Here is a 19612-nt window from a genome sequence, read left to right on the forward strand (position 1 = left end):
TAGTGCGGGTTCCCGTGTGAAAGTAGGTCATCGTCAGGCTCTTACAGCCTAGAAAGCCCAGATGCGTAAGCATCTGGGCTTTCTTCATTGGGGAAATGGAATTCGATCGACATCGGTCGAATGTTTTTCGATTCCGATCCGGCCATCGTCTCGTTGCAGATCCCGTCTGCCTAACAGGCCGAAGTGAAAGATGGACACGGTTATGACATGCGAAAGCTGGTGCGTAATCACGCGCTGGTTCAGCGTCAGACCTGTGCCATTCGATTGGAATTTTTCCTTGTCACCGATGTTTTTCCAAGCGCTTCCGAGAGGCAGGCGCGCTTTGCCGTGCGCTTCTTTCAGGTAGTGGCATGCAAACACAATCCACATGCTGATTTCATGGGCATCGCGTCGCAGGCCGCGCCAGGCAACGGTTTCCACCAAAGCCCACAAGGTTGTACACAAAGTTATCCACGGTTCCCGGGCAAAACTTTGAAGGTGTTTCGAGGGTCGGGATTCTGTGAAGTTCTCTGGACGCGGTTTGTGGGTCGCGCTACCCTGCAAGGCCGCACGCCGAGTCCCAATCGACGTGCAGCGAACGACAAATCATTTTTTTCCGCTTTGAAAGGCCGCTCTTGAAAGTCGAGCAACCGCACCGTATCGTGATCGTAGGCGGGGGCGCCGGTGGTTTGGAGCTGGCCACCCGGTTGGGCAACAAGCTCGGCAAGCCGGGCAAGGCCCACATCACGCTGATCGACAAGGCGCGTACCCATTTCTGGAAGCCGCATCTGCACGAGATCGCCGCAGGCAGTGTCGACATCAACGATCACGCCACCAACTATCTCGCGCAGTCGCACTGGCATGGCTTCCGCTATCGCATCGGCGAGGTCACGGGCCTCGACCGTGCGCGCCGCAAGGTGCTGGTGGCCTCCGCGCACGACGACGAAGGTCTTCCCATCACGCCGGCCTACGAGCGCGGCTACGACACGCTGGTGCTGGCCGCGGGCAGCCAGACCAACGACTTCGGCACGCCGGGCGTCGCCGAACATGCCATCGCATTGGAAACGCCGAAGGAGGCGGAGCGCTTCCACAGCCGCCTGGTCAACGCCTGCATGAGCGCTCACGTGCGCGGCACCCAGAACGAGTCTCGGCTGGTGGAGGTCGCCATCATCGGCGCCGGCGCCACGGGCGTGGAACTGGCGGCGGAACTGCATCGGTCGATGCGCACGCTGGTGTCGTACGGCCTCGACCGCATCGATCCCGAGACGGACATCCGCATCCACCTGATCGAAGCCGGCCCGCGCATCCTGCCGGCCCTGTCCGAGCGCATCGCGCAGGCCGCCACCGACCTGCTCAAGGGCATGAACATCCAGGTGATGGTCGGCACGCGCGTCACGGCGGTGACGGAGGATGGCGTGCATCTGGCGGGCGACCGGTTCCTGCGGGCCCAACTGGTCGTATGGGCGGCGGGCGTGAAGGCCGCGAACTGGCTCAAGGACCTGGGCGGTCTGGAAACCAACCACCTCAACCAGCTGGTCGTCGGGCCGACCCTGCAGACCACCCGCGACGAAGCGATCTTCGCCATCGGCGACTGCGCCGCCGCACCCTGGCTCAAGCGCGGTGGCAACGTACCGCCCCGCGCCCAGGCAGCCCATCAACAGGCCTCGCACCTGGCACGCGAACTGGCGCGACGCCTGCGCGGCCAGTCGATGCGCGAATGGCAGTACCGCGACTTCGGCTCGTTGGTCTCGCTGGGCGACAGCTCGCCCGTGGGCAACCTCATGGGCGGCCTCATCGGTGGCAACCTGTGGGTCGAGGGGCTGTTCGCGCGTGCGATGTACCAGTCGCTCTTCAAGATGCACGAAGTGGCCATCCACGGCATCTGGAAGACCGCGCTGGGAACGGCCTCACGCGCCCTGACGCGGGGCACCGGACCGCGCGTGAAACTGCATTGAAAAGAGCCAGGCATGGCGGCACGACGCCTGCTGGCCGCAGGCGAGCGCGAGAGGCTTGTTGCTCCGGTCTGCCTGCATGCGGAAGCTGTTCGTGGTGCGCGCCATCGACGAACATGTCTCCACGAAGTTCGACGACGCCCGAGGCTCGACATCCGCGCTCGACCCGTGACGCATGACAGGCAAGACGGCTTCCAGCAAGGCGCGAAGCCATCGCCGTCAAGCGGGTCCGAGGGTCACCCCAAGGACCTGAAGCGTATGCCGGTATGACGCAGGGCCGCGGATGCAGAAACGGAACGCGCGACGGATCGATCCGAGCCCTCAGGCCGGACTCGACCGCAGCCCGTAGACCTTGTCGCCCGCGAACAGATACTCGACGCGCAGCACGGCGCTCTCGCCCTTCTCGTCCTGGGTCGTGAAGCCGACGACGGCGACGCGGTCGCCGGGCTTGATCTCCGCCACCTTCCAGGCCGACATGCGCGTGAGCGGCGCCAGCTCGATCGTCCAGCGCCGGTCGGCGCGCCGGGGCACCGTCGCCTTGGCCAGCAGCGCCGGCCCGTCGACGTTGGCGCTCTGCGCCGGCACCGGTCGCCGGGCCAGGTCGGCGGGCACGGCCAGGCCGGGCGCGGTCTCCAGCGTCAGTTCGGCATGCGGGTTCTGCCAGCGGCTGGCGACGACGCGGCCTTCGAGGTAGAGCGGCCGGTCCTGGTCGAAGCCGCTCCAGCCGTGGTGCGCCCGTGCGAGCGAACTGGTCAGGGGCGTGGCCACCACCGTGGCGGCGGCGAGCATGAAGCGGCGGCGCGACGGCGAAAGGCGCGGGAGATGCAGCGAGGCGATCGGCGAGGTCGTCATGGCGGGATTCCTTGTGTCCGTGGAATGGGGCGATCGTTCGATCGGCGGAAGGCTCGACTCAGTAGGCCAGCCAGCGTCCGCAGACCAGGACGCCGAGCCAGAGCGCAGTGGACACCAGCATCTGTAGCCGTGCCGTCAGGTCGAGTTTGCGCAGCGACCCGCGTCCGTGGAACCACGCGGCGTTGCAGCCGGCCAGCGCCAGCAGGCCCATCTTGACGAGGAAGGTGCGATGCGCGAGCAGGTCGGCCGCCTGCGTGGCGAACATAAGCAGGCCGCTGACCGCGACGAGCGCGAAGCCGATCGCCGCCAGGCCGAGCGACAGCCGCGCGAGCGGCGCCACCGGAAGCATGGCGGCGCCGCCCCAGACGCGCACCTCCAGCGCCACCAGGTTGCCCAGCAGCAGGGCGATGCCCAGGATGTGGAGCGTCTCGAGCGCCGGATAGGCCCAGGGATTCGATTGCAATGCGGCGATGGACATGGGTTTTCGAGGGGTCTCGATGGGTGGATGGCGGGGAGACCGGCAAAAACGCGGGGTCGATGCGAAGACGCACCGTTTTCGCGCGTTGGCGACGGTATAAGCGATGTTCGCGCGCCGATGGTCACGACCGCTTTTCTCCCGGGTCGGCCCGCCTGAATGATCCCCGAAGCAGATAGATGAACAAACAAGAAGACGAACCGGGTCGAGGCCCGGTTCCGACGGCAGGCGAGCGCGCCGCGTCCATCGGCGGCGCGGCCGCCACGGTCCCTGCGACGGCCTCCGGCGTGATCCCGATCCTCCACGCCCCGAACGCCCCCGAGCATCTCCCCCACGGCATCGATCCCGACGGCGACGGCGCGATGACCATCGACATCGAGGCCGACGCCACGCTCGGCTACGCCTCCATCCAGAACGCCGTGCCCGTGCTGCGCTCCCTGCGGCTGACGCACCGGGGCGAGCGGGCGCTGGCCGACGTCGAGGTGCGCATCGCCTGCAACCCGCCCTTCGCCGAGGGCGTGCGCCTGCGCTTCGACCGCCTCGCGCCGGGCGAGTCGCGCCGCATCGCGCCGGTGGACCTGCGGCCCGACCACGCTTGGCTCGGCGACCTGCAGGAATCGGTGCGCGCCGCCATCGAGGTCACGGTGCGCGCCGAGGGCCTGGAGATCGCCCGGCAGTCCCGCGCCGTCGAGGTGCTGGCCTACGACCAGTGGGCCGGCACGCGCGCGCTGCCCGAACTGCTGGCGGCCTTCTGCATGCCCAACAACCCGGCCGTCGACACGCTGATGGGCAAGGCCTCGCGGCTGCTGCGCGAGACGCACGGCGAGCTGTCGATGAACGGCTACCAGTCCAAGCGCCGCGACGAGGTCTGGAAGCAGGTCTCGGCGATCTACAGCACCCTCGGCGCCGAGGGCCTGCAGTACGCCGAGCCGCCCGCCTCGTTCGGCAGCGACGGCCAGAAGATCCGCACGCCCGACCGCATCCTCGAGCACCGCGTCGCCACCTGCCTGGACCTGACGATGCTGTTCGCCTCGGCCTTCGAGCAGGCCGGGTTGCGGCCGGTGGTGCTGATCAAGGAAGGCCACGCCTGGATCGGCGTCTGGCTGCATCCGGCGAGCTTCGCCGATCCGTTGACCGACGACGTGCAGGCGGTGCGCAAGCGCGTGGACAGCGGCGAGCTGCTGGTCTTCGAGACCACCGGCGTGGCGCACCACCACAGCATCCGGCCGTCGCTGCGCGTGGCCATGGAGCAGGGCCTGGCGCACCTGCGCGACGACGACGGCTTCCGCTATGCCGTGGACGTCCATCGCGCGCGCGAACTGCAGATCAAGCCGCTGCCCTCGCGCGCGCGCGCGCCGGGCGCGGCCGGGGCCGGCGACACGCTCGAGGAGCCGCCGGCGGCGATCGAGCCGATGCCGCCGCTGCCCGCGCTCGACGCCGACACGCTGGTCGCGCTCGACGGCCCGGCCGACGACACGCCCGAGGGCCGGCTGGCCAAGTGGAAGTCGAAGCTGCTGGACCTGACGCTGCGCAACAGGCTGCTCAACTTCAAGCCGACCAAGGCCACGCTGCACCTGGTCGCGCCCGACCTGGCGCGGCTGGAGGACGCCCTGGCCGAGGGCCGCGACTTCCACCTGCGGGCACTGCCGGCGCTGATGGAGGGGCTGGACCCGCGCGTGGCGCAGGTGCACGCCAGCCGGGGCACCGGCCGCGCGCCGCTCGACGACATGGCGCTCGACGCCCTGAGCCAGCGCGAGCTGATCGCGCGCGTGCAGCCCGACGCGCTCGACGGCCACCTGCTGGCCGTCCACGCCGCCGCCCGCATCGGGCTGGAGGAGGGCGGCGCCAACACGCTCTACCTGGCGCTGGGCCTGCTGCAGTGGACCGAGGACGAGAAGGCCGAGACCGTGCACAGCGCGCCGATCCTGCTGATCCCGGTGACGTTGCAGCGCCAGTCGGTGCGCGCGGGCTTCCGGCTGGCGCGCCACGACGACGAGGCCATCGTCAACCCGACGCTGCTGCAGCTGCTGCGCACGAACTTCGAACTGCGCGTGACGGGGCTCGACGCCATTCCCGTGGACGAGAAGGGCGTCGACGTCGCGCGCGTGCTGCAGGCCTTCCGGCTGGCCGTGGCGGAGATCCCGAAGTGGGAGGTGCTGGAGCAGGCCCACCTGGGCATCTTCTCCTTCACCAAGTACCTGATGTGGCGCGACCTGCAGGACCGCACCGAGCAGCTCAAGGCCAACCGCGTGGTGCGCCACCTGATCGACCACCCGGGCGAGGCCTTCGCGCAGGACCATCACGATCCGGCCGAGTTCGAGCACCTCGACGAGACCCACCGCCCGCAGGACATCCTCGCGCCGCTGCTGGCCGATTCGTCGCAGCTCAAGGCCATCTGCGCCATCGACGCCGGGCGCGACCTGGTGCTCGAGGGCCCGCCCGGCACCGGCAAGTCGCAGACCATCACCAACCTCATCGCGCACTCGCTGGCCCGGGGCAAGACGGTGCTGTTCGTCTCGGAGAAGATGGCCGCGCTGTCGGTCGTCCACCGGCGCCTGAACGACATCGGCCTGGGGCCGTTCTGCCTGGAGCTGCATTCGTCGAAGTCGAAGAAGTCTGAGGTGCTGCAGCAGCTCGCCAGCTCGCTCGACCTGGCCGGCCAGCGCACCGCCGACGACTGGGCGCGCGAGGCCGAGCGCCTGGCCGTGCTGCGCCAGGACCTCAACGGCCTGGTCGACGCCCTGCACCGCGAGCATCCGAACGGCCTGACGGTCTACGAGGCCATGGGCACGTCCATCGCGCACACGGGCGAGCGCACCGCGCCGATGCCCTGGAGCGATCCGCTCACGCACGACCGCGCCGCGCTCGACGGTCTGCGCGAGGCGGCGCGCCGCATCCAGGCGCTCGCCGGCGCCATCGGCGACCTGCGCAGCCATCCGCTGGCGCTCGTCGGGCGGCCCGACTGGTCGCCGGGCTGGGGCGACGACCTGATGGCGGCGGCGCAGGCCCTGGAAGGCGCCGCGACGGCCCTGCGCGAGCGCAGCGCCACGCTGGCCGCGCAGATCGGCATCGGCGCCAGCGGCATGAGCCTGCGCGCGCACGGCCTGCTCGACGAACTCGCCGACCTGCTGCTGGCCGCGCCCGGCGTGCCGGCGGGCCTGGCGCGCCAGGCGCACGACGCGCCCACGCGCGCGCGGCTGCAGGCGCTCGCGCGCCACGGCGCGGCGCGCAATGCCGCCTGGCTGCGGCTGGGCGACGGCTGGAGCGCGACGCTGGCCAAGCTGAACGCGGTCGAGCTGCTGGGCGAATGGTCGCTCGCCACCTCGGCCTGGTGGCCGAAGTCCGTGTTCGCCCAGCGCGCCGTCACGGGCCGGCTCTCAGGCTTCCGCGCCGACGGCCGGCGCCCGACGCCCGAGCAGGTGCGCGCCATGCTCGGCCCGCTCGGCGAGGTCAACGACGAGGACGCCTTCCTGCGCGCCGCGCAGCCCGACGCGCAGTCGCTGCTCGACGACGCCTATGCCGGCGCCGAGACCGACTGGAACGCGCTCGCCGCGCACGAGGCCTGGGCGGCGCGCTTCGCCGAGGCCGTGGCGCGCCTGGCCGACGGCGACGTCGCGCGCGCCGAGGCGATCCGCGCCGCCCTGCAGCCCCTGGTGACCGACCGGCGCGCCAGCCTGGCCGCGGGCGGCCCCGCCGGCCGCGCGCTGACCGGCTACCGCGAGGCCTGGCTGGACCTGCGCCAGCGCCTGGCGGCCGTCGAGGCGCTGGCCCGGCCGGTGGCGCCGCTCGCGGGCGACGAGGACGCCGACGGCGCGCTCGAACGCCTGCGCGCCCTGATGCAGGCCTGGCAGGGCGCGCGGCGCCTGCTGCAGCCCTGGTGCCTGTGGCGCAGCGCCCGCGAGGCCGCCATCGCGCGCGGCCTGCAGGGCGTGGTCGGCGACCTGGAATCGGGCGCCATCGCATTGGGCGAGGTCGAGTCGCACTTCGAGGTCGGCTACCGCAGCTGGTGGCTCAAGCGCACCATCGACCGCGACCCGGTCCTGCGCGGCTTCTCCAGCGCCGACCACGAACGCAAGATCCGCGAGTTCCGCGCCGCCGACGCCCGCTTCCAGAAGCTCACCGAGCGCTACATCGCCGCCACGCTCGCCGGCCGCATCCCGGCGGCCGGCGGCGCGGCGGCGAACGCCGACGGCGAACTCGGCCGGCTGCGCCGCGAGCGCCAGAAGCAGCGCGGCCACATGCCGGTGCGTCAGCTGGTGCGGGCCCTGCCGACGCTGCTGCCGCGCCTCAAGCCCTGCCTGCTGATGTCGCCGCTGTCGGTGTCGCAGTACCTTGACGCCGGCTATGCGCAGTTCGACCTGGTGGTGTTCGACGAGGCCTCGCAGATCCCGGTGTGGGACGCGGTCGGCGTGATCGCGCGCGGCCGCCAGCTGGCGGTGGTGGGCGACCCCAAGCAGCTGCCGCCGACGAACTTCTTCGGCAAGTCCGCCGAGCCGGAGGAGGGCGTCGCCGTCGAGGAGCAGGTGCAGGACCTGGAGAGCATCCTCGACGAGTGCCTGGGCGCCGGCATGAACCGCCTGAGCCTGCAGTGGCACTACCGCAGCCGCCACGAGAGCCTGATCACCTTCAGCAACGTGACCTACTACGACTCGCGGCTGGTGACCTTCCCGTCGCCCGTGACCGACGACGTGGCGGTGCGCTTCGAGCGCGTGGCCGGCGTCTACGACCGCGGCGGCTCGCGCACCAACCGGGCCGAGGCCGACGCCATCGTGGCCGCCATCGAGGCGCACCACCTCGACGAGAAGCGCGCGCACCTCACGCTCGGCGTCGTGACCTTCAACCAGCCGCAGCAGGCGCTCATCGAGACCCTGCTCGACGCCCGGCGCCGCGCCGAGCCCGCGCTCGACCGCGCCATCGCCGCGCGCTCGCAGGGCACCCAGGAGAAGCTCTTCATCAAGAACCTGGAGAACGTGCAGGGCGACGAGCGCGACGTGATCTTCTTCTCCATCACCTACGGCCCCGACGCCGCCGGCAAGATGACGATGAACTTCGGCCCGCTCAACGGCGAGGGCGGCCACCGCCGGCTGAACGTGGCGATCTCGCGGGCGCGCGAGGCGGTGGTGATCTTCAGCACCCTGCTGCCCGAGCAGATCGACCTGGCCCGCGTGCGCGCGGCCGGCGTGCGCGACCTGAAGCACTACCTGGAGTTCGCCATCGGCGGCGCGCGCGCGCTGGCCGCGCAGAGCATGGCCACCGGGCTCGATCCGGACAGCCCGTTCGAGGTCGCCGTGATCGGCATGCTGCGCGCGCGCGGCTGGGTGGTGCATCCGCAGGTCGGCTGCTCGGGCTACCGCATCGACCTGGCGGTGGTCGATCCGCGCGCGCCGGGGCGCTACCTGGTGGGCATCGAATGCGACGGCCGCACCTACCACTCCGGCGCCACCGCGCGCGACCGCGACCGGCTGCGCCAGCACGTGCTGGAGAGCCTGGGCTGGACGATCCACCGCATCTGGTCGACCGACTGGTGGCTCGACCCCGAAGGCGAGATCGACAAGATCGCGCGGCTGCTGGCGACGCTGGTGGCGACACCGGAGCCGGGGCCCGAGCCCGAGCCCGAGCCGGTATTGGAGACGACGTCGTCGGCACCGGCGCTGCCCGCCGATCCGACGGCCGAGCCGGAGCCGGAATCGACGCCGGCTCCGGCCGCTGCGGACGACCTCCAGGACGCGTCGGATGCGTCCCCGCCGGCATCCCTGGCGATCCATGCGCCGGCCGTGCTGCCGGCGAGCGATCCGGCGTCGTTCTTCGACGAGGAGTCCGAGCCGGTGCTGGCCGCGCAGTTGCGCGAGGTCGCCGACGTCGAGGGGCCGCTGCCCGAGGCCGTGCTGTTCGCCCGCGTGGCGCGGGCCTGGGGGCTGGAGCGGGTCAGCCCGCGTCTGGCCGACCGGCTGCGCGCGCTCGTCCCCGACGACGTGCCGCGCACGACCGAGCCGTCGATGACGCAAGGTCCCGGCACGCGTTTCTACTGGCCGGCGGGTGCCGATCCCGGCGCGTCGGACGTGGCCCGCGTGGCCGACGCCGGGGTGGCGTCATCGTGCCGCGCGGTCGAGGACGTCTGCGTCGAGGAACTGTCGAACCTCGTCAACCACGTGCTGCGCGAGGTCGGCGCGGCGACGCGGCCGGACGTGGCGCGATCGGTGTGCCGCCTGATCGGCACGGCGCATGTCACCGAAGAAGCCGAAGCCCGCGTGGACCTGGCCATCGATGCCAGCGCCGCCGCCGGCGCATTGATCGACGAAACCGGTCGCCTGCGGCCCGCCGATTGACGCGCAACGCGCCCCGGCTTTTTGGGCCGGGGCGCGTCGGAGCCGACGATCGAGATCGCCCGAGAACACCGCTTGCAAAAAAAAAGATCGATGTTTGGATCAACGATGCATTCGCACGCCAAGCGCGAATTCAAACGCCTGTTCAATTAAATAAAAAGAATTAATTTGCTTGTGATTGCGCGAGCGTGGTGCTCACGTCCGGCCAAAGAGAAGCGCGGCAGTGACTGCGCCTGACTGTCGCCCTTCGATCGGATGCGCTGATCTCCGAGCAGGCAAAAAGGTTTTTATAGAAATAGATAGAAAGTTTTATCTAAAACTTTGTTTTTCGGTGAATTGGATAAGTTGAAAGTTTTAAGTGTGGCTTTAAAGAGTCAATCCTGAATGCAAATTGTCTCAATTCGACTTGTTTGTGAGTTATCACTAGTTAACAGTGTGTAACGAAAGATATATTTACATTCCCATCACTGATCCGGTGACGGGCTTGTAGGACAAAGGAGTTTTCGTTTGTCGTGAAAGCGCATCGCCGGACACTTTCCTACGGAGATCCGCTTTCTATGTCGACCACAGTCCATGCCCCAGGCACGGTTTTCGCCAACCGACGAAGTGACATCTGCCGGGCGATCGCGATCCTGGGTTGCCTGGTGGTCGGCATGACCGACGCGATCGCGCAAGTGCCCCCGAGCGCGGGCCAGCTGCTCAACGAGCAACAGCGCACGCTGCCGCCGGCGCCGCCGGCCGGCCTGGCGCCGCCCACCACCGGCACCGCGCCCGCCGCGCCCGCCGGCGACGCATCCCTGGCCGCCGGCCTCGCCGTGCAGTTGCGCTCGGTGCGCTTCTCCGGCGCCACCGAACTCGCCGCGTCCGAGAACCTGGCCGCGCTGGCCGCCCCGTCCATCGGCCGCACGCTCGGCCATGGCGAGCTGCAGCAGATCGCCGAGGCGGTCACGCGCCAGCTGCGCAGCCGGGGCTACGTGCTCGCCCGCGCCTACCTGCCGCGCCAGGACCTGACCGACGGCAACCTGGAGATCGCGCTGGTCGCCGGCCGCCTGCAGTCGGGCGCCGACCGCATCGCGGTGACCGGCCAGACGCGCATCGACCCGGCCCGCCTGAAGGCCATCGCCGAGTCCGCGCTGCCCGAGGGCCGGCCGCTGCGCGGCGACGACCTCGAGCGCGCCGTGCTGCTGGTCAACGACGTGCCCGGCATCACGGCGCGCTCGACGCTCGAGCGCGGCGGCGAGCCCGGCACCAGCCGCCTGGTGGTGGACGCCGTCGAAGGCCCGCTGGCACAGGGCAGCGCCTGGACCGACAACTACGGCAACCGCAGCACCGGCAGCGCCCGCGTCGGCGCGCAGGTGGTGGTGAACGATCCGCTGCGCCTGGGCGACGCGGCCTCGCTGGGCGTGTCGAAGTCCTCGGGCAGCACGGTCGCGCTGTTGAACTACAGCGTGCCGCTGACGCCGTCGGGCCTGCGGCTCAACGCCGGCGCGTCCTACCTGCGCTACCACGTCGACCAGGAAGCCTTCGCGCCGCTCGACCTGCGCGGCACGGCGCGCTCCGGCCAGATCGGCCTGAGCTACCCGGTCCTGCGCACCCGCAACGCCAACCTCACCGCGACGGCTGGCTACGAGCAGCGCCGGCTCGACGACGACGCCCTGGGCACCCGCGTGCGCGCGCGCCAGGTCGACAACCTGGTCGTCTCGCTCGCGGGCAACCGCATCGATTCGTTCGCCGGCGGCGGCCTGTGGGACGGCGCGGCCTCGCTGACGGCCGGGCGCACCGACCTGGGCGGCAACGCCGTCGACCGCATCGTCGACAGCCTGACCTCGCGCACCGACGGCAGCTTCCAGAAGGTGGTGCTGCGCGCCAACCGGCTGCAGAACCTCGGCGGCGCGCCGGGCTCGGAGTGGACGCTGTTCGCCGGCGCCACCGGCCAGCTCGCCAGCGGCAACCTCGATTCGTCGGAGAAGTTCATCCTGGGCGGCCCCTCGGGCGTGCGCGCCTACCCGGTGGGCGAGGCCGCGGGCGACCAGGGCGTGCTCGGCACGGTCGAGCTGCGCCGCAACATCGACATCGGCGGCGATCGCAAGCTGCAGGGCCTGGCCTTCGTGGACGCCGGCCGGGTGCGCCTGCACAAGAGCCCGTGGCCGGGTTCGTTCAACAACGCCGACGGCACCAACGAATACAGCCTGGCCGGCGCCGGCGTCGGCGCCAACCTCTGGGTCGGGCGCTGGACGCTGCGCGCGGCCGTGGCCCGCACGGTCGGCAGCAACCCGGGGCGCAGCCTCGCGGGCCTCGACGCCGACGGCCGCGGCAGCAAGTGGCGCGGCTGGGTCCAGGCCGCCTACGCCTTCTGACCGGCCGACCGACCGACCGCCCCCTCCACGACCCGATGAACCCTCCGACCGGCGCCGCGCGCGCCGTGTCGGCGGGACGTCCTCGGGCCACGGCCCGCGAAATCCTCCCATTTCCCTCCGTCTGAAGGACTTTTCATCATGAAAAGCGCATCGCTCAACCACATCTACCGCCTCGTCTGGAACGAAGCCACGAACACCTACGTCGCCGTCGCCGAGCACATCGCCGGGCGCGGCAAGCGCACCTCGGGCGTGGCCGGCGTGCTCGTCGCCGCCTCGCTGGTGCTGCTCGCGGGCGGTGCCGCCCGGGCGCAGGCCCTGCCCACCGGAGCGGCCATCGCCGCCGGTGCGGCCACGATCTCGCAGAGCGGCGGCCAGATGACCGTCACGCAGGCCACGCAGCGCCTGGTGACGAACTGGAACAGCTTCGACGTCGGCGCCGGCGCCTCGGTGCGCTTCGCGCAGCCCAACGCCAGCGCCATCGCGCTCAACCGCGTCACCGGCGGCGGCGCGGCCAGCGCCATCGACGGCGGCCTGTCGGCCAACGGCAACGTCTGGCTGCTCAACCCGAACGGCGTGGTCTTCGGCAGCGGCGCGCAGGTCAACGTCGGCGGCCTGGTGGCCTCGTCGCTCGGCCTGTCCGACGCCGACTTCCTCGTCGGCAAGACCCGCTTCACCGGCGGCGCCGGCGCGGGCGCGGTGGTCAACCACGGCACCATCCGCACCGCCTCGGGCGGCGTGGTGGCGCTGGTGGCGCCGCGCGTGACCAACACCGGCAGCATCGCCACGCCGGGCGGCAGCACCGCGCTGGCGGCCGGCGAGACGGTGAGCCTGGACTTCCAGGGCGACGGCCTGGTCAGCGTGCGCGTGGAACGCGGCGTGGCCGATGCCGCCGTCGAGAACAGCGGCCGCATCGCCGCCGAGGGCGGCCTGGTGACGCTGAGCGCGCGCGGCGCCGACGCGGTGCTCGGCAGCGTGGTCAACAACACCGGCGTGATCGAGGCGCACGGCCTGGTCGCACGCGACGGCCGCATCCTGCTCGACGGCGACACCGCGAACGGCGGCACGACGCACGTCGCCGGCACGCTCGACGCCACCTCGGCCAGCGGCCGCGGCGGCGCCATCGTGGTGACCGGCCAGACCATCGCGCTCGACGGCGGCGCATCGCTCGACGCCAGCGGCGCCACCGGCGGCGGCACCGTCAACGTGGGCGGCGGCTGGCAGGGCAAGGACGCGGCCATCGCCAACGCCACCACCGTCGCGGCCGACGCCAGCGTGACCCTGCGCGCCGACGCGACGGGCAACGGCGACGGCGGCAAGGTCGTGGCCTGGAGCGACGGCGCCACCACCTTCGCCGGCCGCACCTCCGCGCGCGGCGGCGCGCAGGGCGGCGACGGCGGCGACATCGAGGTCTCCGGCAAGGGCGAACTCCACTACAGCGGCCGCGCCGACGCGCTGGCCCCCCACGGCCGCACCGGCAACCTGCTGCTCGACCCGGCCACGCTCGACATCCAGGGCGGCGGCACCGGCACCGGCGCGATGACCGGCAGCGTCGTCTACGAACGCGACCTGGAAGCGCAGAACGCCAACGTGCTGCTGCAGGCCACCGGCGAGGTGAACGTGCGCGACCTGACCCAGAACGGCGGCGACGGCAGGATCTCGATGCGCAACAACGTGAGCCTGCGCATCGAAGGCGGCACCACCGGCAACGGCAGCATCACCTTCGCCAACGCCAACAACACGCTGGAAGTCTCCGGCACCGGCAGCCTGATGCTGGTGGCGGGCCAGACCGGCACGGGATACATCAACAACGTCCCCAACCTGATCGCCAACGGCCCCGGCGTCAATCCCTCGACGCTGCCGTCGCACAACGTGAGTTCCGTGGGCAGCGGCACGCCGGGCGCCGGCACCATCACGATCTACGGCGCCGACGGCGTGACGGTGGGCGGCTCCATCACCACCAACGGCGGCTACGTGCGGATCTGGGCCGACTCGGACGACATGGGCGGCGGCGGCTTCACCCTGAACGCGCCGGTCGTCACCCGCAACGGCAACTTCTACGTCTCGGCCGGCGACGACCCGATCGAGCTGAACTCGAACATGACGCTGGGCACCGGGCGCCTGGTGTTCCGGGCCGACGGCTCGCACACCCTGGGCGACAAGACCCTGGGCGGCTCGATCTACTCGAACGGTCCCGTCACCGTCGACACGCCCTTCACGATGAACGCCGGCTCGGGCATCTACACCGACGGCGCCATCGCCTTCACCAGTTCGGTCAACCTCAACACCGGTGCCGGCGTGCTGACCCTGCGGGCGAGCGACATCGACTTCAGCCGCGCGACGGTGAACAACGTCTCGACGGCCAGCATCGTCCTGCAGCCCTACGACGTCGCCACCAACATCGACCTCAACGGCGCGGCCACCGGCATCGCGCGCGCCAGCACCTTCAACCAGCTCACGGGCATCAAGAACCTCACCATCGGCCGGGTGGACGGCACCGGCATCACCACGGTGCCGACCGGCGGCTTCGGCTTCAGTGCCAGCGACACCCTCAAGCTGATCAACGGCAGCATCGCCGTCAACGGCGCGCTGACCAACACGAACGCCAGCGGCCATCTCGTGGCGCAGGCCGGGCAGGGCGACGTGACGCTCGCCGCCGCCGGCAAGGTCACCGCCTCGGGCACCGGCAACGCCGTGGTGCTCGTGGCCGCGCGCAACTTCATCGACAACAACCCGAGCGCCTCGGCGATCTCGGCGGCCAACGGCCGCTGGCTGGTCTACTCCACCACGCCGGACAGCGACACCCGCGGCAGCCTGGTCAACGGCTTCAAGCAATACAACATCAACTACGGCGGCACGGCGGCGACCGACACGGTGCTGGGCACCGGCAACGGCTTCCTCTACCGCGTCGCGCCGGTCGTGGGCGTGGCGCTCACCGGCACGGTGCGCAAGGCCTACGACGGCACCAGCGCCGCCACCGTCACCACCGCCAACCTCACCAACACCGGCGGCGCGCTCGACGGCGACGCGGTCACCTTCACGGTCGGCCCGAACGGCTCGGCGATCTACGACACCAAGAACGCCGGCACGACCAAGCAGGTCAGCGTCTCGGGCATCACCATCGGTTCGGCCACCAACGCCGGCGTGCGGGTCTACGGCTACCAGTTCAGTCCCACCGCCAGCGCCACGGTCGGCGAGGTCGACAAGCGCGTGCTGGCGACGACGTCCAACGGCGGCGTCGGGGTGCAGGCCGCGGTCGCGGGCAAGGTCTACGACGGCACCACCGCCGCCTCGGTGACCGGCATCACGCTGGCCAACAAGATCGCCGGCGACGACCTGACGGCCACGGCCTCCTCCGCCACCTTCGACACCAAGAACGCCGGCACCGGCAAGACGGTGACGGTATCGGGCATCCAGTACGGCGGCGTCGACGCCGGCAACTACGACCTGACGACGACCTCGACGACCACGACGGCGGCGATCACGCCCAAGACGATCACGGCCACGGCCAGCGTCGCCGACAAGGTCTACGACGGCGGCACGTCGGCGGCGATCAGCGGCGTCGCCTTCACGGGCGTCGTCGCCGGCGACACGCTCGCCAGCGGCGCGGGCAGCGTCGGCACCTTCGCCAACAAGAACGTCGGCGCGGGCAAGAACGTGACGGGCGGCGGCATCGTGCTGACCGGCGCGGACGCGGGCAACTACGTCGTCAACGCCGGCTCGGCCATCGGCACGGCGGCGATCACGCCCAAGACGCTGACAGCGACGGCCAGCGTGGCCGACAAGGTCTACGACGGCGGCCGCACGGCGACGCTCGGCAACGTGGCGCTCGTCGGCGTCGTGGCGGGCGACCAGAACGTGGTCGGCACGACCGGCACCGCCGGCAGCTTCGCCGACAAGAACGCCGGCACGGGCAAGGCCGTGACCGGCAGCGGCATCGCCCTGACGGGCAGCGGCGCGGGCAACTACAGCTTCGACACCGCCGCGCGCATCGGCACGGCGGCGATCACGCCAAAGACGATCACGGCGACGGCCAGCGTGGCCGACAAGGTCTACGACGGCACCGTCGCGGCGGCGATCCGCAACGTGGCGTTCACGGGCGTCGTCGCCGGCGACGCGCTCGCCAGCGGCGCGGGCAGCGTCGGCACCTTCGCCGACAAGAACGTCGGCGCGGGCAAGAACGTGACGGGCGGCGCCATCGTGCTGACCGGCGCGGACGCGGGCAACTACGTCGTCAACGCCGGCTCGACCATCGGCACGGCATCCATCACGCCCAAGACGCTGACGGCGACGGCCAGCGTGGCCGACAAGGTCTACGACGGCGGCCGCACGGCGACGCTCGGCAACGTGACGCTCGTCGGCGTCGTCGCGGGCGACCAGAACGTGGTCGGCACCACCGGCACCGCCGGCAGCTTCGCCGACAAGAACGCCGGCACGGGCAAGGCCGTGACCGGCAGCGGCATCGCCCTGACGGGCAGCGGCGCGGGCAACTACAGCTTCGACACCGCCGCGCGCATCGGCACGGCGGCCATCACGCCCAAGACGATCACGGCGACGGCCAGCGTGGCCGACAAGGTCTACGACGGCAGCACGGCGGCGGCGATCAGCGGCGTCGCCTTCACGGGCGTCGTCGCCGGCGACACGCTCGCCAGCGGCGCGGGCAGCGTCGGCACCTTCGCCGACAAGAACGCCGGCGCGGGCAAGAACGTGACGGGTGGCGGCATCGTGCTGACCGGCGCGGACGCGGGCAACTACGTCGTCAACGCCGGCTCGGCCATCGGCACGGCGGCGATCACGCCCAAGACGATCACGGCCACGGCCGCCGTCGCGGACAAGGTCTACGACGGCGGCACGGCGGCGGCGATCGGCAACGTCGCGTTCGACGGCGTCGTCGCCGGCGATGCGCTCACGAGCGGCGCGGGCAGCGTCGGCACCTTCGCCGACAAGAACGCCGGCACGGGCAAGAACGTGACAGGTGGCGGCATCGTGCTGACCGGCGCGGACGCGGGCAACTACACGGTCAGCGCCGGCTCGACCATCGGCACGGCATCCATCACGCCCAAGACCCTCACCGCGACGGCCAACGTCGCCGACAAGGTCTACGACGGCAACCGCAACGCCGCGATCGGCAACATCGCCTTCACCGGCGTCGTCGCCGGCGACGCGCTCGCCAGCGGCGCGGGCAGCGTCGGCACCTTCGCCGACAAGAACGCCGGCGCGGGCAAGAACGTGACGGGCGGCGCCATCGTGCTGACCGGCGCGGACGCGGGCAACTACGTCGTCGATGCCGGCTCGACCATCGGCACGGCGACGATCACGCCCAAGATCCTGACGGCGACGGCCACCGTGGTCGACAAGGTCTACGACGGCAGCCGCACGGCGACCCTCGGCAACGTGGCGTTCAACGGCGTCGTCGCCGGCGACGCGCTCGCCAGCGGCGCGACCAGCGTCGGCCTGTTCGCCGACAGGAACGCCGGCACGGGCAAGACCGTGACGGGCGGCGGCATCGTGCTGACCGGCGCGGACGCGGGCAACTACGTCGTCAACGCCGGCTCGACCATCGGCACGGCGACGATCACGCCCAAGACGATCGCGGCCACGGCCGCCGTCGCGGACAAGGTCTACGACGGCGGCACGGCGGCGGCGATCGGCAACGTGGCGTTCGACGGCGTCGTCGCCGGCGACACGCTCGCCAGCGGCACGGGCAGCGTCGGCGCGTTCGCCGACAAGAACGCCGGCACCGGCAAGGCCGTCACCGGCGGCGGCATCGTGCTGACGGGCACGGACGCGGGCAACTACGCGGTCGACGCCACCCGCGCCATCGGTACGGCGACGATCACGCCCAAGACGATCGCGGCCACGGCCGCCGTCGCGGACAAGGTCTACGACGGCACCGCCACGGCGGCGATCGGCAACGTGGCGTTCGACGGCGTCGTCGCCGGCGACACGCTCGCCAGCGGCGCGGGCAGCGTCGGCGCGTTCGACTCCAAGAACGCCGGCACGGGCAAGAACGTGACGGGCGGCGGCATCATGCTGGCCGGCGCGGACGCGGGCAACTACCGGGTCGACGCCGGCCGCGCCATCGGCACGGGCGCCATCACGCCCAAGACGATCACGGCGACGGCCAGCGTGGCCGACAAGGTCTACGACGGCACCGTCGCGGCGGCGATCCGCAACGTGGCGTTCACGGGCGTCGTCGCCGGCGACGCGCTCGCCAGCGGCGCGGGCAGCATCGGCACCTTCGCCGACAAGAACGCCGGCGCGGGCAAGAACGTGACGGGCGGCGCCATCGTGCTGACCGGCGCGGACGCGGGCAACTACGCGGTCGACGCCACCCGCGCCATCGGCACGGCGACGATCTCGCCCAAGCTGATCGCGGCCAGCGGCACCATCGGCGACAAGGTCTACGACGGCACGACGACGGCGCAGATCACCGGCGTGACGCTCGCGGGCGTGGTGGCCGGCGACGTCGGCCGGGTGACGGCATCCGGCGCCACCGGCCGCTACGGCGACAAGAACGTGGGCACCGGCAAGGCGGTCACGGGCAGCGGCCTGGGGCTCTCGGGCAGCGAGGCCGGCAACTACGCCCTCGACACGGCCGCGGTGGTCGGCTCCGGCCGGATCACGCCCAAGACGCTCACGGCCAGCGGCGCGAACGTCCTCGACAAGGTCTACGACGGCACGGCGGTCGCCAACGTCACCGGCCTGGTCCTGGGCGGCGTGGTGGCCGGCGACGACGTCGCGGGCACCGGCGGCACCGGCCGCTTCGCCTCGGCGGACGTGGGCACGGACAAGGCCGTGACGGTCGGCGCCCTGTCGCTGGCCGGGCGCGACGCGGGCAACTACGCCCTCGACCGCGCGGAGGCCAGCGGCAGCGCGAGCATCGTGCCGCTGCGCAACGACACCGGCGCCGCGACCGCGCTCGTCGCCACGCCGGTCGGTGCCAACGGCACGGCGGTGATCGCGACGCGCACGCTGGAGCCGGCCCCGGCGCCGACGGACACGACCGCGCAGGCGTCGCTCGCCGTGCTGGTGACAGGCCGCGCGACCGCCCCGACGACGCCGCTGGCGACGCCGGCGGCCGTCAACGCGGGCAACGCCCCGGCGCAGGTCCAGGCGCCCCTGGTGCTGACGGACGCCGTGCTCACCAGCCAGGGCCGCCTGAGCCTGGCGCTGGAGAACGGCGTGCCGGCGGCGGTGCCGCTGGAAAGCTCGGTGCCGATCTACAGCGAACGCGCCAGCCAGGGCGCGCCGAAGTCGGAAGGCCGCTACACGGTGGTCGACCGCGGCACCGACGTCTCGCTGGCGCTGGTGGGCAATGCCGCGTCGGTGTCCCCGCTGGCGGTCGCGGCATCCTCCGGTGCCCGCACGACCGAGACGGCGGTGCTGCAGGCCGACGGCGGCGCCCTGGCGCTGCGCGTCACGCTGTTGGCCGACGGCACGCTGACCGTGCAGGTGCCCGATGCGAGCGCCGTGCTGAACGCCGAGACGCTGACCGCCTACGCGCTGGCCACCGCCAAGGACCGTTTCGGCATCACGGTGCAGGCCGTCAAGGCGGTGGTCGTCCAGTACGGCCCGCTCGCGGCCAGCATGGTGGGCGGCGCGGAGAAGGTCGCCGGCCTCTGAGTCCGGACCGGGCGACGGCCCGGCGAGCCACGAAGGAAAGGCCCCGTTTCG

The 19612-nt window shown here is 71.5% G+C and carries 7 protein-coding genes; 4 read left to right on the forward strand and 3 right to left on the reverse strand.

All coding sequences use genetic code 11. The features are described 5' to 3' along the window. Nucleotides 1-84: 84 nt before the first annotated feature. A complete protein-coding gene (locus tag ABID77_RS21035) occupies nt 85-420 on the reverse strand; it encodes a hypothetical protein (protein WP_429600166.1) in 336 nt (111 codons plus the stop codon). 221 nt (nt 421-641) lie between these two features. Between ABID77_RS21035 and ABID77_RS21040 the strand changes: the two genes are divergently transcribed. Then, nucleotides 642-1934 (forward strand): NAD(P)/FAD-dependent oxidoreductase, encoded by a 1293-nt coding sequence (locus ABID77_RS21040; RefSeq protein ID WP_429600169.1) that lies wholly within the window; start codon nt 642-644, stop codon nt 1932-1934. 318 nt (nt 1935-2252) lie between these two features. On the opposite strand, the gene ABID77_RS21045 is transcribed toward ABID77_RS21040, so the two are convergent. Beyond that, nucleotides 2253-2783, reverse strand: a complete 531-nt coding sequence (locus tag ABID77_RS21045; RefSeq protein ID WP_429600171.1) for a DUF6152 family protein — start codon at nt 2781-2783, stop codon at nt 2253-2255. A gap of 58 nt (nt 2784-2841) precedes the next feature. Further along, entirely contained in the window at nt 2842-3261 is a 420-nt protein-coding gene (locus ABID77_RS21050; RefSeq protein ID WP_429600173.1) for a hypothetical protein, read from the reverse strand. A 176-nt stretch (nt 3262-3437) separates the two neighbouring features. On the opposite strand from ABID77_RS21050, the gene ABID77_RS21055 reads away from it, so the two are divergent. The 3 genes from ABID77_RS21055 to ABID77_RS21065 all read left to right on the forward strand — a co-directional run bounded on the left by ABID77_RS21055 (nt 3438) and on the right by ABID77_RS21065 (nt 19561). After that, the gene (locus ABID77_RS21055) at nt 3438-9584 is read left to right on the forward strand and encodes a DUF3320 domain-containing protein (protein WP_429600176.1); all 6147 of its coding nucleotides are present in this window, start codon (nt 3438-3440) and stop codon (nt 9582-9584) included. A 650-nt stretch (nt 9585-10234) separates the two neighbouring features. Beyond that, on the forward strand, nt 10235-11938 hold the full coding sequence (locus ABID77_RS21060) for a ShlB/FhaC/HecB family hemolysin secretion/activation protein (protein WP_429600178.1): 1704 nt from the start codon (nt 10235-10237) through the stop codon (nt 11936-11938). A 138-nt stretch (nt 11939-12076) separates the two neighbouring features. Continuing rightward, a complete protein-coding gene (locus tag ABID77_RS21065; RefSeq protein ID WP_429600181.1) occupies nt 12077-19561 on the forward strand; it encodes a YDG domain-containing protein in 7485 nt (2494 codons plus the stop codon). Nucleotides 19562-19612 lie beyond the last annotated feature (51 nt).

It is taken from the genome of Variovorax sp. PvP013, assembly GCF_050435945.1.
GTDB lineage: Bacteria > Pseudomonadota > Gammaproteobacteria > Burkholderiales > Burkholderiaceae_C > Variovorax.